This window comes from Oceanisphaera sp., from assembly GCF_052084945.1.
Taxonomy (GTDB): domain Bacteria; phylum Pseudomonadota; class Gammaproteobacteria; order Enterobacterales; family Aeromonadaceae; genus Oceanimonas.
The window spans coordinates 1-13,617 of sequence record NZ_JBQDEX010000072.1 but is presented as its reverse complement, the minus strand read 5'-3'; the positions used below and the strand labels follow the sequence as shown (position 1 = coordinate 13,617).

Here is a 13,617-nt window from a genome sequence, read left to right as displayed (position 1 = left end):
CTCCCTGGCGCGGAGGGTCGACGGAGCAGACACTCTCTGCCTTCCCATTAGCACCTAGTTGGCTGAATGTGCCGGCGAATGCTTGCTCTCGCATTGCACCGCAGGCACAAATCAGTTTTAGGCAATGGTTCGATTTAAACTATGAGCTCAAGGATGTCGGTCATCGACGCTAACAAGCGATACAGTGGTATGTGGCCGGATAAAGGGATCTTCTTCACCGACCATCACATGACATGGATGTCATGTGTTTGAGCGTTACAGGGAGGTACTTGCAGCGTGTCGGTGAAGAAGACCCTTTGTTCGGCAGTTATGCAGCCCGAACCGACTAAATCACCTCTCTCATTTTTATTTATAATGCAAGCAAAAGATGTGACTAAGTGACAGGCTTAAAGTTTACCGCTATTATTTGCGGTCTTGGTCTGGCACTACGTTAATCGCGCGGGCCGCAGACCAGCCCGCAACCAGCTGCCCTAGCTGTAAAGCAAGCATTAACAATAACGCCCACTGCCAGTGGCCATTCACATCGCGCAATAGCCCCAAGGATACCGGCCCAAAGGCGGCCAGCAAATAACCAATACTTTGTGCCATGGCTGATAAGGCGGTGGCTTGGGCGGTATTATTGGCGCGTAACACAAAAAAAGATAACGCCAAACTCAGTGAGCTACCACAACCCATGCCAATAAAAGCGGCCCACAATAAAGGGGCAGCGTCTGGTTGCCACCATAAACCAGCAATGCCAGTAAATGACACCATAAAAGTCCCTAACACTAGCACTCGCTGATTGGCCATTTTAGCCGCTAAAATGGGCACAAGAAGGTTAAACGGAATACTCACTAAATTAATCAATGCGGTGGCGGTGCCGGCTTGGTGGGCATCTAAGCCATTTTCGATGAGTATTTTCGGTAGCCAGGTTGCCATTGAGTAAAAGTAAAATGACTGTAGCCCCATATACAAGGTAATAGACCACGCAATTTTATCCTTCCACAAGCTAACCCGCATCGGGTTAGCCGGGCGCCCGACCCCTTTCACGCGGATCATTGGCAGCCAAAATAATAAACAAAACAGCGGAAAAACAGCCCATACCGCAACCGGCACACGCCAATGGCCAAATTGCTCTAGTAACGGAATCGCCAGATAGACCCCAAGCCCCGCTCCTAGGCTTAAAGTAACAGAGTACAACCCGGTCATTAAACCGACACTGTTAGGAAAAAAGGCTTTGACTAAGCCCGGGATCAGTACATTTAATACCGCAATAGCTGAGCCTAATAGTAAGGTGCCCACAATGACCAATGAATAATTATCCACCAGCCTAAGTCCTACTCCTAGGCTTATCACCATCAGTCCTACAATGGCAATCCACTGCGGTGCCCAACGGCGCGTTAACCAAGGCACACAGATAGACATCACACCAAAACAAATAAGCGGTAATGTGGTGAGTAAGCTAAACGCACTGGCACTAATATCAAGAGCGGCTCGAATTTCCATCACTAAGGGGCCTACCACCACTAACCCCCCCCGTAAGTTAGCGGCCGCCAACATTAATGCCGCTATGGCTAATAATGCAATCACGGGGCGGCCAGCAAAAGGGCTGGTCGGGGTATTTGTCGTCATCATGACTCCTTAGAATAAAAGTTAACGATGTTGCCAAACGGGCCATTAACAAAAGATTTAAAGATGCAAAAGCAAACACTTAATGGCAGCCGTACATGGTAGGATCAGCACGCTGATAGAGCAAGTCGCGATAATACATTGGTACCATTGGCACGGGTTGGTAACGGCAACAATAGGAATAATTATTTGTTAAACTCAACACACATTACAGCGGTGATTTTAGCCGGCGGCGAAGGGCGTCGTATGCAAGGGGCGGATAAAGGCCTGGTTTGCTTATGGGGCCAACCATTAGTGGCGCATTTATTATCACGTTTAAGCGCACAAGTGGCTGAGGTATTGATTAATGCTAATCGTAACCAAGTGCGCTATCAAGAATATGCCCCTGTTATTACAGATCATATTGCTGATTTTGCCGGCCCACTGGCAGGTTTTGAGGCCGGCCTTAGTGCAGCATCTAGCGAATGGGTATTATTTGTACCTTGCGATAGCCCTTTAGTGCCTGCCGATTTGGCCGAACGACTGTGTGCCGCTGTGAGTCACTCAGGACAAATAGCTGTGGTCGATGATGGCCAACGCCTCCATGCAGCAACGGCTTTATTACACCGCTCTTTATTACCTTCTCTGCAAGGTTACTTAGCGAAGGGAGATCGTAAACTGCAATTGTGGTTTGCTCAGCATGAGCTAATAAAAGTAGACTTTAGTGACCAAGTGGCCGCCTTTACTAATCTCAATACGCCAGAGGCATTAGTGCAACTAGAGCAAACACCACCCCAAAACTATCTTTTTCATTTTTAAAGCTGCCCTATTGTACAAGATCAAAAAAGGACGCCGTGGCGTCCTTTTTTTCGTACAAGATAGCAATAAAGCGATTAGCCTTTGTACTTACTGAATACTAGGCTGGCATTTGTGCCGCCAAAGCCAAAGCTATTAGACATCACAGTGTCTAATTCTGCATCTTTATATTCAGTGACAATCGGCAAGTTCTGGGCTTTTTCGTCTAGCTCAGTAATATTAATGCTAGGGGCAATAAAGCCATGCTCCATCATCAACAATGAGTAAACCGCCTCATGTACCCCTGCTGCACCTAACGCATGACCCGTCATGGCTTTAGTAGCAGAAATGTAGGGTGCGTTATCACCAAACAAGTTATTAATGGCTTCTAACTCTTTAACATCACCGACAGGGGTTGAAGTACCGTGCGTATTCACATACTGCACCGGAGCCGGGGCCGTTGCCATGGCTTGCTGCATGCAACGTACTGCACCTTCACCCGAGGGGGCCACCATGTCGTAGCCGTCTGAAGTGGCACCGTAGCCGGTAATTTCAGCATAAATTTTAGCACCACGCTTTAATGCATGCTCTAACTCTTCAACTACGACCATGCCGCCGCCGCCAGAGATAACAAAACCATCGCGACCAGCATCGTAAGTGCGAGAAGCCAGCTCTGGAGTGTCGTTATACTTGCTAGACAGTGCGCCCATGGCATCAAATTGTAGCGCCAGCGTCCAGTCAACTTCTTCACCGCCACCCGCAAACACAACGTCTTGCTTGCCAAGCTGAATTTGCTCTAGTGCATGACCAATACAATGCGCTGATGTAGCACAAGCTGAACTGATGGTGTAGTTAATACCCTTAATCTTAAAAGGGGTTGCCAAGCAAGCAGACACGGTAGAAGACATGGTACGTGGCACCATGTATGGCCCCACACGGCGTACGCCTTTTTCACGTAAAGTATCGCAGGCAGCAATTTGATTTTTTGATGAGGCACCACCTGAGCCGGCGACTAAGCCAGTACGTTCGTTGGATACCATAGACTCATCTAAGCCTGCGTCAGCAATCGCTTGCTCCATAGAAAGATAGGCAAACGCGGCCGCATCACCCATAAAACGCATCACTTTGCGATCAATGTGTTCAGACGGCACCATGTTTATATCTCCCCAAACATGGCTGCGCAAGTTATGATCAGCAAACTGTTGGGAAAAGCTAATACCGGAGCGGCCCGCCTTGAGTGAGGCCAAAACCTCTTCTTGATTGTTGCCAATGCTGGACACTACACCGATACCGGTAATAACTGCTCTTCTCATCTATCCTTCCTACTGTATTGATTTAGCGCCAATTCTAACCATAATCCATGGCCAAAGTGGTCTGCTTTCACATAAAATAGCCGTTTTTACGGCCCCGGAGGTTCAGTGTCACCCCACTTTATTACAACCGCGCGTCTAGACTGGAATAGCCAAGGCACACCGGTTGCCGCGGCATTTGACGATGTCTACTTTTATAGCGGCCAAGGCCTTGCCGAGTCACGCTATGTGTTTATCGAGCAAAATAACTTAGTACACCGTTGGTTGCAACATGACAGCCCACTGTTTGTGGTCGCCGAAACCGGCTTTGGTACAGGTTTAAATATGTTGGCCACTTGGCATGCATTTATTCACTATCGCCAGCAACACCCAAAGGGTAACACCCAACGCCTACATCTGATCAGCGTAGAGAAGTTTCCACTTACCCACTATGATCTACAACAAGCTCTGAGCCAATGGCCAGAGCTTAGCACTTTAAGCGAACGTTTGTTAGCCCAATATCCGGTTGCCGTTAACGGCTGCCACCGACTGTGGTTAGACGATAATGTCAGCCTGGATTTATGGCTAGGGGATGTGGCTCAGGTACTGCCTAACATGGAAGCCGGCTTAGCAGGCAAAGTTGATACGTGGTATTTAGATGGCTTTGCTCCCAGCAAAAACCCCGAGATGTGGACCCAAGATTTATTTGAAAACATTGCCCGCCTGACCCGTAATGGCGCTACCCTATCGACCTTTACCGCAGCCGGTTTTGTGCGCCGTGGGCTCACTGAAGCCGGGTTTGATATTCAACGACCAACCGGGTTTGGTCGTAAACGTAACATGATAACCGGCACTAGACGCAGTCAGCCACGCAAGCCCTACTCTGAACCTTGGTTTTGGCGCCGCCCAGGTCAAATAAGTACAGCTGCACCAGAAAATACATCTCCCCTTTCGGGTTCCCCCACTCAACACACAGTAATTGTCGGGGCCGGGATTGCTGGCGCCAGTCTGGCTTATGCCCTAACGCGCCGCGGCCAAAGTGTGACGCTGATTGAACAAGGCGCAGAGCCAGCCATGGGAGCATCGGGCAATCGTCAAGCGGCCGTTTATCCTTTATTAAATAGCGAGCATGACACTTTAAGTCAAATTTACTTACAGTCTTTTTTATATGGTCGACGCATGCTGTCGCCTTTAATGAAAGAGCACCAAGTGGCACATGATTGGTGTAGCGTGGTTCAATTGGCGTTTAATGAAAAAAGTGCAATTAAAGTGGCTAATATTTTAACGCCATTTAATTGCGATATTGTACTGCCATTAACATCTGATCAGGTCAATCAACGCACGGGCATAAATGCCAACCTTGCAGGCATCGAATATCCTTTAGCGGGTTGGGTATGTCCTGTAGAGCTAACAAAGGCGTTGATTGCCGCCGCCCACCAAAGTGGTTTACTACGCTGTCAATATCACACCAAGTTGCACTCGCTTCACCAGCAAGAAAACCAGCAGTGGCAACTACAGGTAACCCATTCAACGCCAGCCTCCAACAAGGTAGAGCACTCAAGCGCTGAGCCAGTCAACTCCTTATTAGCAGACAATGTCCTGCTCGCTACAGGCCATCAAGTCAGAGACTTATTACAAACACACAAACTTACAGTGTCGTCGGTGCGTGGGCAGGTCAACTATCAACCCAGCACACCTACACTTGCTGGACTTAAAACGGTGATATGCTATGACGGCTATTTAACACCACAGTGGCAGGGGAGCCATTGTGTCGGCGCAAGCTATGCTCATGATCAAGAAGCTTTGGAATATCAAACATCCGATGAGCAAGATAACCTCGATAAACTTAACCGCACCTTGCCCACTCTGCATGATGTTAAGCCCTCACCTGGGGCTGGCCGCGTGAGTGTGCGCGCCGTGTGCCGTGATCATCTGCCATTAGTAGGTGCTGCACCGCATAAATGCCAGCAGCTACAACAATACCAAGATATGCCACAGCGCCATAAAGAATCACTCCCCTTACCTGTCGATTATCCTGGCTTATATGTGATGTCGGCTTTGGGGTCGCGTGGGCTGTGTACAGCACCTTTGTTGGCAGAAGTGCTGGTCGCCCAACTACTTGATGAACCTTATCCCCTCACCCGTGAGCAATTAGCATCATTAAATCCCAATCGGCTATGGCTACGCAAGCGATTAAAAGGCAAACCTGTACGTTAATAAATAAAAAGGAGCCTGTAGGCCCCTTTTTTAGACAAGGTGTAGAGTTTAAATAGCCATGTGGTGCATTAGTTGCCTGTCATTTCCAGATTAATCAGCTTAGCCTGCTGCTGTGGTTGGCCCATTAGCATCATTATCTGCTCATTAATTTGCATAAGATTTTGCCCCTCAGGCAAGCTTGCTGACAGAGTAAAAGCATTTAACCCTTTAGCAAACCCACCAATAGCATGTGCTATTTCAGCGGTCACAGGGGCCTGTTGCAGTTGCTGTTCAACCATCACCTGCATTTGCTCAACACTCATGCCTTGTTTGCTCAGCTCACCTTCTAATAAGGCTTCTAGTTCACCTTCATTATTAAGCGCAATATTAAGATAGCGTGGTTCCATTTCATACAAGGCTTCCATTACCTTGAGCTGCTGCTCAAATAACTGTTGTTCTGTCAATGGCTGAGCACGGGCCTGCTGTTGTGCGGCATGCGACACGGTCATTAATTGATGAGTGTTACTCAGTCCCATGTCAACATGAAGGCTCACGATATCATTAGCGCTAACATCCACAACAAGATCGCTATCGCCTGATTTTTCATCGTAATCGAGAGAGGAGTGAATATCATAACTTGCTGAAGCGAGCATCACATTAGTCTCGGCCGGAAACAGTGCAATAAAGTCATTGTCAAATTGAAAGTGATTAATATCAACCGAAGATTGAGGAGGTATGTTCTGTGTTTCATACCCTGTCACTATAATACTATCAATGTTGGCAACGCGCTCACCTTCAGGCCCTTGCACTAATAAGTCAGAGACGGTAATACTGTTAGATATCACACTAGCAGACACATCAGCATAAGTAATGGTCGCTCCCGTTTGTTGATTTACTAATGCTAATTGTTTATCTATTTCTGCACGAACTTCTTTACTTGCAGCATGATTAACATAACCCACACCCCCTACCCCTGCCGCTATAACCACAGCGACAGCAATTGCTAATTTATTCATTCTACAACCTTATTATATTAATAATAACTGCATGTATCAGACACCATAACATACAAGTTATTCATTTATGTACACACCTTAATTTCTCTATGGCCCTGTTTTATTATGGGGTGGGCCGTAATAATCCTAAACGGCGGCCATAATCATTTTTTTGTTGAAAATCACGTAATAATGTACGGGCAATATTGAGTTGATGATAGCCCACGTTATCCGCTACTTCTTGTAGTTTTTGGCAGCTATCCTGTGTAGAAATATGAAACAATGACGCCTCTAACCATTGCGCTGACAATAAAGCTCGCTCTCTTACTAGCCGTTCATATCCCGTTAATGCTAAGCGATAATTTTGCCAATCTGGCGTTTGTGGCCAGGTTAACGGTTCAGTTACGGTCGCGGTGAGAGACACCTGGACTTGAGACGGACGACACCCATCATCAGTGTGCACTCCCGACAGCTTCCAAGACAGCTGGTAGTCAACATCTGCTAAACGGGGGTCAAGCGTACTCGATCCATAAATATCCACCGTTTGGCGAGCTTTAAGTACCATCTCATTGGCCAAGGCTGGCATGGCCAGCAATAAAATTAGCGCATAACTTAACTGTTTCACAATCGCTCTCCGACATGCAGTGACGGTCAATGATGTCATTATAGGCCTTCGTCCAGGCCAAGTCATTTGAGTCTAAAGGGAATTTGGTCAAATTTAACCGTAATATATTGCGTATAAGGGTACAGACAACCTGACATATAACTCAAGCACCTATATAGTGCGCACATCGTTCATTGGTCGGAGTGCTGCATGATCACAGCCTATACATTAGATGGAACTTCTATCACTATTCAGCCGCTCGATTTAGAGAGTACGGTTCCTGAGAATACTTTATGGCTTGATATTTTTAAGCCAGACGAAGATGAACAGCTGTGGATGAAACGGCTGTTTGTTGAAGAGTTGCCAGAGCTCGATGAGCTCGATGATATTGAAGCCTCAGCCCGTTTTTATCGCGATAAAGACGGCCTGCATGTGCATTCTTTGTTTCCCCAGCGCATGGGTAAAGAAATTGATGGTATCAACGTATTATTTACTCTGCGTGATGACCTATTAATCACCTTTCGTGAAGATGACTTGGGCTTAATGCGCCTGCTACGCCACTATATGCGTCAAGGTAAACTAGAAGCAGATAATGCCGCTGATTTATTGCTTGAAATATTCCAACTTAAAATTGAATACATCTCTGACTTAATCGAAGATGGCTACAAAACCCTTGAAGACACGGCTAAACAAGTGCTGCACGTGGGCAGCTTACACACCACAATGTCGGATCTGATGTTACAAGAAGACGGTAATGGTCATATTCGCCTCGCCTTATATGATACGCGTCGGGCATTGCGCTTTATGAAACGCTCATTGCGCCAAGTATCTGATGATGAGCAGCGCCGCTGGTTCGATGAAATGCTCTATGATATCGAGTCATTACTGCCACACACACAGTTTTTATTTGACAAAATTAACTTTCAATTAGATGCCGCGTTAGGCTTTACCAACCTCGAACAAAGTAAAGTCATTAAAATATTCTCGGTAGCGGCGGTTGTGTTTCTTCCTCCAACACTGATTGCCAGTATCTATGGTATGAACTTTGAAATAATGCCTGAGCTTGGCTTTGATTATGGGTACCCCATGTCGCTGGTGTTAATGTTAATGTCTGCCTGTGGCACTTATTATTTCTTTAAACGTAAAGGGTGGTTATAAGTCTGCCAACAAGGAGTTAACCATGAGAAAAAAATACATATTGGCCGCGGTTGCCGCCCTACTACTAAGCGGCTGCGATAATAATGAAGTAGGAGATGTATCTTTAGGCTTATTTACGACTAAAGATATCAAAATAGAAGTACTGGCCGATCCGCTCGTCCCTGGGGTGACTTGTCACATGTCCAATGTGGTCGCTAATTTAAATCTTGCTGATCCTTCTGATATGTCGATAAGCTGTCGCCAGACCGGTGAAGTCACACAAGCGATGATCACGAGCATTGATAAGTCAAAAAGCGGCGAGGTGGTGTTTAAAAAATCAAAAAGTATCTTCTTAAAAAGCCTAAAAATTCGCCGTATTTATGATGAGCAAAGTCAATCATTACTGTATTTAGCTTATAGCACCAAAGAAACCAGCGGCAGTTATAAACATGCCATGTCTACCGTTCCTTTATGGGGAACCCTAGCTTATCAAGCGCCGATTACGCCCTAAACTAAGCGGTTACTACCAGGTAATAACAGAGACAGGAGCAACACGTGCAACATTTTGAAGACGGCCAAGTGTATGTGGAACATACTTTTAGTCGCCTTTCGTGCCTCAATGAGGCGTTTTCAAAGATTGAGTTTGAAGACTGCCTTTTTGAGCATTGTGACTTTTCAGCAGCCCACTTTGCCCACTGTAAGTTTATTGACTGCACTTTTAAGCACTGCAATTTAAGTCTAATGCATGTGCCTAGCACTCGCTGGTTTGGCGTGGATTTTATTGAGTGTAAGTTAATAGGTATAGATTGGAGCAGAGCCGATTGGCCGGTGTTTCACTTAGACTCTGAGCTGTGCTTTAAACAATGCATTCTTAATGATGCCTCATTTTTTGGTCTAACCTTACAAGGCCTCACGTTGGATGAGTGTAAATGCCATGAAGTAGACTTTAGGGAAGGGGATTTTTCTCAGTCGTCGATGATCCATTGTGACTTTACTCACAGCGTATTTATGCGTACCAATCTACAAAGAGTAGATTTTAGCGAGTCTGTTAATTTTAATATTGATGTGCTGGAAAACCAGCTAGATAGCGCCAAGTTCTCCCGCTACGAAGCGCTTAATCTGTTATATAGCCTTAATATTGAGTTAGTAGATTAACTTACCGCTATACGCCCCTTGCGCTGTAGCCATCCATTAAGAAGACGGTGTTGGTTTTTGACTTACGGCGTAAAGCGCACAGCGATGTGTTAACTACGGATCAATTGCTCTCGTAGTGTATGAATACGATCGCGAGTGGCAGCGGCTTGTTCAAATTCCAGGTTTTGTGCGTGGGTTACCATCACTTTTTCGAGCTCGGTGATCTGTTTATCCAGCTCTTTGGCACTCAAAATATGCTCAGGGAAGTCCGCTTTATCTTTCGCCCGTTTTGAGCCAATACGTTTAGTTCCATCTAAATCCAGTACGTCAGTCACGGCCTTCGTTAAACCTTTAGGCGTAATGCCATGCTGCTCATTAAACGCTTGCTGTAATTCGCGACGGCGCTCGGTTTCACTAATGGCAGCGGCCATTGAGCGAGTAATTTTATCGCCATATAAAATGGCTTTGCCGTTTAAGTTACGCGCCGCACGGCCTATGGTTTGGATCAATGAGCGCTCTGAGCGTAAAAAGCCTTCTTTATCGGCGTCTAAAATAGCGACGAGCGAAACTTCTGGCATGTCGAGCCCTTCACGCAGTAAGTTAATGCCGACCAATACATCAAACTCACCTAAGCGTAAATCACGAATAATCTCCATACGTTCTACGGTATCAATATCAGAGTGCAAGTAGCGTACTTTTAACCCGTGATCGGCAAGGTACTCTGATAAATCCTCGGCCATGCGCTTAGTTAAGGTAGTAACGAGCACTCGCTCGTTAACGGCAATACGTAATCGAGCTTCAGACAACACATCATCGACTTGTGTCGCAACAGACCGCACCTCGATAACAGGATCCAGCAACCCTGTTGGCCGTACCACTTGCTCAGCTACATCATCGCCCGACTTTTCAAGCTCATAGGCACTGGGGGTGGCAGACACAAATACGGTTTGTGGCATTAAGGCTTCAAATTCCTCAAAGCGCATTGGCCGATTATCTAACGCCGACGGCAACCGAAAACCATATTCTACTAGCGTTTCCTTGCGTGATCGGTCACCTTTATACATGCCACCAATCTGTGGCACAGTCACGTGAGACTCATCAATAATCAGCAAGCCGTCGCCAGGTAAATAATCGAATAAGGTCGGGGGAGCTTCACCCTCACCGCGCCCCGATAAATAGCGCGAATAGTTTTCAATACCTGAGCAATAACCCAACTCTTGGATCATTTCGATATCAAACTGTGTTCGCTGACTAATACGTTGCTCTTCAAGTAATTTATTGGCTGAGAGTAATTGAGCTTTGCGATCTTTAAGCTCCACTTTAATATGCTCAACAGCATCCAGCAGTTTTTCACGGGGAGTTACATAGTGTGTTTTAGGATAAACAGTAAAACGTGCCAGCGTTTTTGATACGCCACCCGTTAAGGGATCAAATAGACTCAAGCGCTCTATTTCATCATCAAATAATTCCACCCGTACCGCTTGGTTATCTGACTCTGCCGGAAAAATATCAATGACTTCACCACGGACTCGAAAGGTACCGCGCTGAAAGCCTGCATCGTTACGGGTATATTGCAACTCCGCCAAACGTCGCAGCATATCGCGCTGATTAAGAATATCGCCGGTGCGCAAATGCAGCATCATGCTTAAATAAGACTGTGGATCACCCAAACCATAAATAGCTGATACCGAGGCCACAATAATAACATCACGCCGCTCCATTAGAGCCTTGGTGGCAGACAAACGCATTTGCTCTATATGATCATTAATGGAGGCGTCTTTTTCAATAAAGGTATCTGTGGTAGGAACATAAGCTTCGGGCTGATAGTAATCATAATACGACACAAAATATTCAACCGAGTTGTGCGGGAAAAATTCTTTCATTTCACCATAAAGTTGTGCGGCGAGGGTTTTGTTTGGCGCCAAAATCATGGTGGGTCTATTTAACGTAGCTACCACATTGGCCATGGTAAAAGTTTTACCTGAGCCCGTCACTCCCAGCAAGGTCTGATGTGCTAAGCCCGCATCTATGCCTTCTAATAGTTGGGTAATAGCCGTTGGCTGATCGCCCCCTGGCTGATAGTCACTCACCAATTGGAAGTCTTTGCTCATTTTACAGTCTCCTTTCGTCTTAATGACCAGTTTACCCTGTGTGAAGCACTAAATTTAAGCAAAATATGCCGTTACCGCTGCAAGCTTGAATATATATACATAATTCTTGACCTACCTTGTCAAGCTGCGTATTATTTGCGGCCTCATAAAGAGATTCCCCTTTAGTTCAGTTGGTAGAACGCCGGACTGTTAATCCGTATGTCGCTGGTTCAAGTCCAGCAAGGGGAGCCATATTAGTAACACTTCCTCAGAGTTATCCCCTGAAAATCATTTGACACCTCATAAAAATCCACATTTCGTGCTTTTATTCTAATGTTGTTATTATTGTACAGATAATACACTAAACTTCTTTACGTCTAAAATTAAGATATTGATTTGTATGGTTTTATTTTTAGCTCAAAAAACTGTCGTTTTATCTGAGATGCTTGCTACTACTGGCCTTGCAGCAGTTACCATCAGGTAGTGCACACCCTTATCCACAGAATCAGTGGATAACTGGCGCTAAGCCTGACTCCCTTTGACGTAGCGTGATTGTGTATAACCTTGAACCCGCAGCAATAAGAAATGAACTTATAAGTCAACTAAAAATTAGTGTAAATTTTTGTAACTGGAAGGCGCCTTTTTAACAGTTAACTTACACGCTACATCAAGGTTTTGTTCACTTAACTGCTTTTTTTGCTCGGTTAGTTAGGTATTCTTAATGAATGAGTAAAAAAGCAAAGATATAATTTTTATTCATTCACTCTGTCTCGTTATTATTAGCCTTTCCAAAAATATGTTAGGCTGCACACTCTTTTGTTACGAGACATTCACCATGCGTTTAATCCCTCTTACTAATGCAACTCAGGTTTGCCATTGGGCTGCCCATTATATTGCTGATCGTATTAACACTTTTGCTCCCACAGCCAAGCGTCCTTTTGTACTAGGCCTGCCGACAGGCAGTACGCCACTGGGCACTTATCAAGAGCTTATTCGCATGTATAAAGCGGGCGAAATTAGCTTTCGCCATGTCGTGACTTTTAATATGGATGAGTATATTGGCCTCTCAGATACTCACCCCTATAGTTATCATTATTTTATGCATGAGCACTTCTTTCAGCATATCGATATTTTGGCGAGTAATATTTATATTCCTAATGGCAATGCCGATGATATGGCGGCTGAATGTGAACAATATGAAGCCGCTATTTGTCATTTTGGTGGCGTGCACTTGTTTATGGGGGGAGTAGGCAGTAACGGACACATTGCATTTAATGAACCCATGACCCCTTTTGACTCACGCACTCAAGTGACCAAACTTACTGACATTACTCGCCAAGATAATTCACGCTTTTTTGATAATGACCTCTCTTTAGTTCCTAACGAAGCCGTCACTGTTGGCCTAGGTACACTATTGGATGCACAAGAAGTGCTATTACTGGTTACAGGAGAGCATAAAGCCAAAGCACTGCAAGCGGCAGTAGAAGGTGACGCAGACCCATTGTGGCCCATCTCTTGTTTACAATTGCATAAACACAGCATGATTGTATGTGATAAACCGGCAACATCCCGCTTGCAAGCGGCGCCTGAGATCCAGCAAATTCACACTTCAAACTAACAGACAAACCAAGGAATAAACGCGTGTTTGCGCTAACTGAATGCCGCATATTTAATGGTGAAGATTGGCTAGATGATCATGCAGTGATCATCAATGGGGCCTATATTAGCGCGGTTGTTCCCCGTGCCACACTCGCACCAGAACTGCCCTGTTATACACAGGGGGGTGCCAT

Annotated in this window: 12 protein-coding genes and 1 tRNA gene; 8 read left to right on the top strand and 5 right to left on the bottom strand. The window is 45.6% G+C overall.

The features are described 5' to 3' along the window. Nucleotides 1-402 precede the first annotated feature (402 nt). Nucleotides 403-1,611, bottom strand: a complete 1,209-nt coding sequence (locus tag ACTHY5_RS07895; protein WP_441878442.1) for a CynX/NimT family MFS transporter — start codon at nt 1,609-1,611, stop codon at nt 403-405. Between the two features lie 186 nt (nt 1,612-1,797). Here ACTHY5_RS07895 and mobA point away from each other — a divergent pair, with 186 nt between their 5' ends. After that, nucleotides 1,798-2,406 carry a molybdenum cofactor guanylyltransferase MobA gene (gene mobA / locus ACTHY5_RS07890; RefSeq protein WP_441878440.1) on the top strand — a complete coding sequence of 203 codons (609 nt, stop codon included), beginning with the start codon at nt 1,798-1,800 and terminating at the stop codon, nt 2,404-2,406. 74 nt (nt 2,407-2,480) lie between these two features. Here the strand turns inward: mobA and fabB are convergent, their stop codons facing one another. Beyond that, nucleotides 2,481-3,695 carry a beta-ketoacyl-ACP synthase I gene (gene fabB, locus ACTHY5_RS07885; RefSeq protein ID WP_441878438.1) on the bottom strand — a complete coding sequence of 405 codons (1,215 nt, stop codon included), beginning with the start codon at nt 3,693-3,695 and terminating at the stop codon, nt 2,481-2,483. Nucleotides 3,696-3,800: 105 nt separating this feature from the next. Here fabB and mnmC point away from each other — a divergent pair, with 105 nt between their 5' ends. Continuing rightward, a complete protein-coding gene (gene mnmC / locus ACTHY5_RS07880) occupies nt 3,801-5,888 on the top strand; it encodes a bifunctional tRNA (5-methylaminomethyl-2-thiouridine)(34)-methyltransferase MnmD/FAD-dependent 5-carboxymethylaminomethyl-2-thiouridine(34) oxidoreductase MnmC (protein WP_441878436.1) in 2,088 nt (695 codons plus the stop codon). Between the two features lie 68 nt (nt 5,889-5,956). On the opposite strand, the gene ACTHY5_RS07875 is transcribed toward mnmC, so the two are convergent. Both ACTHY5_RS07875 and ACTHY5_RS07870 read right to left on the bottom strand, forming a co-directional pair. After that, nucleotides 5,957-6,883, bottom strand: coding sequence for a hypothetical protein (locus tag ACTHY5_RS07875; protein ID WP_441878434.1), 927 nt, complete (start codon nt 6,881-6,883; stop codon nt 5,957-5,959). Nucleotides 6,884-6,986: 103 nt separating this feature from the next. After that, complete coding sequence (locus tag ACTHY5_RS07870) at nt 6,987-7,487, bottom strand: DUF922 domain-containing protein (RefSeq protein WP_441878432.1); 501 nt, start codon at nt 7,485-7,487, stop codon at nt 6,987-6,989. Nucleotides 7,488-7,676: 189 nt separating this feature from the next. Here ACTHY5_RS07870 and corA point away from each other — a divergent pair, with 189 nt between their 5' ends. Genes corA through ACTHY5_RS07855 form a run of 3 tightly spaced genes read left to right on the top strand, consistent with a single transcriptional unit; the run spans nt 7,677 to nt 9,758 of the window. Beyond that, nucleotides 7,677-8,624, top strand: a complete 948-nt coding sequence (gene corA, locus ACTHY5_RS07865) for a magnesium/cobalt transporter CorA (RefSeq protein WP_441878430.1) — start codon at nt 7,677-7,679, stop codon at nt 8,622-8,624. Nucleotides 8,625-8,646: 22 nt separating this feature from the next. Next, nucleotides 8,647-9,114 carry a CreA family protein gene (locus ACTHY5_RS07860; RefSeq protein WP_441878428.1) on the top strand — a complete coding sequence of 156 codons (468 nt, stop codon included), beginning with the start codon at nt 8,647-8,649 and terminating at the stop codon, nt 9,112-9,114. A gap of 44 nt (nt 9,115-9,158) precedes the next feature. Continuing rightward, a complete protein-coding gene (locus tag ACTHY5_RS07855; protein ID WP_441878426.1) occupies nt 9,159-9,758 on the top strand; it encodes a pentapeptide repeat-containing protein in 600 nt (199 codons plus the stop codon). A gap of 89 nt (nt 9,759-9,847) precedes the next feature. Here the strand turns inward: ACTHY5_RS07855 and uvrB are convergent, their stop codons facing one another. Continuing rightward, nucleotides 9,848-11,848 (bottom strand): excinuclease ABC subunit UvrB, encoded by a 2,001-nt coding sequence (gene uvrB / locus ACTHY5_RS07850; protein ID WP_441878424.1) that lies wholly within the window; start codon nt 11,846-11,848, stop codon nt 9,848-9,850. Nucleotides 11,849-12,003: 155 nt separating this feature from the next. Between uvrB and ACTHY5_RS07845 the strand changes: the two genes are divergently transcribed. From ACTHY5_RS07845 to ACTHY5_RS07835, 3 genes are all read left to right on the top strand, one after another. After that, nucleotides 12,004-12,079, top strand: a tRNA-Asn gene (locus ACTHY5_RS07845). Between the two features lie 583 nt (nt 12,080-12,662). Beyond that, the gene (gene nagB / locus ACTHY5_RS07840) at nt 12,663-13,445 is read left to right on the top strand and encodes a glucosamine-6-phosphate deaminase (protein ID WP_441878422.1); all 783 of its coding nucleotides are present in this window, start codon (nt 12,663-12,665) and stop codon (nt 13,443-13,445) included. Nucleotides 13,446-13,468: 23 nt separating this feature from the next. Then, nucleotides 13,469-13,617, top strand: a 149-nt coding sequence (locus ACTHY5_RS07835) for a hypothetical protein (RefSeq protein WP_441878444.1), incomplete at its 3' end; no start/stop codon positions are given.

What these genes read in the sequence shown, in the direction of transcription:
- ACTHY5_RS07895 (WP_441878442.1), bottom strand. Translation starts at nt 1,611, where the DNA reads ATGACGACAAATACCCCGACCAGCCCTTTTGCTGGCCGCCCCGTGATT.
- fabB (WP_441878438.1), bottom strand. Translation starts at nt 3,695, where the DNA reads ATGAGAAGAGCAGTTATTACCGGTATCGGTGTAGTGTCCAGCATTGGC.
- ACTHY5_RS07875 (WP_441878434.1), bottom strand. Translation starts at nt 6,883, where the DNA reads ATGAATAAATTAGCAATTGCTGTCGCTGTGGTTATAGCGGCAGGGGTA.
- corA (WP_441878430.1), top strand. Translation starts at nt 7,677, where the DNA reads ATGATCACAGCCTATACATTAGATGGAACTTCTATCACTATTCAGCCG.
- ACTHY5_RS07860 (WP_441878428.1), top strand. Translation starts at nt 8,647, where the DNA reads ATGAGAAAAAAATACATATTGGCCGCGGTTGCCGCCCTACTACTAAGC.
- uvrB (WP_441878424.1), bottom strand. Translation starts at nt 11,848, where the DNA reads ATGAGCAAAGACTTCCAATTGGTGAGTGACTATCAGCCAGGGGGCGAT.
- nagB (WP_441878422.1), top strand. Translation starts at nt 12,663, where the DNA reads ATGCGTTTAATCCCTCTTACTAATGCAACTCAGGTTTGCCATTGGGCT.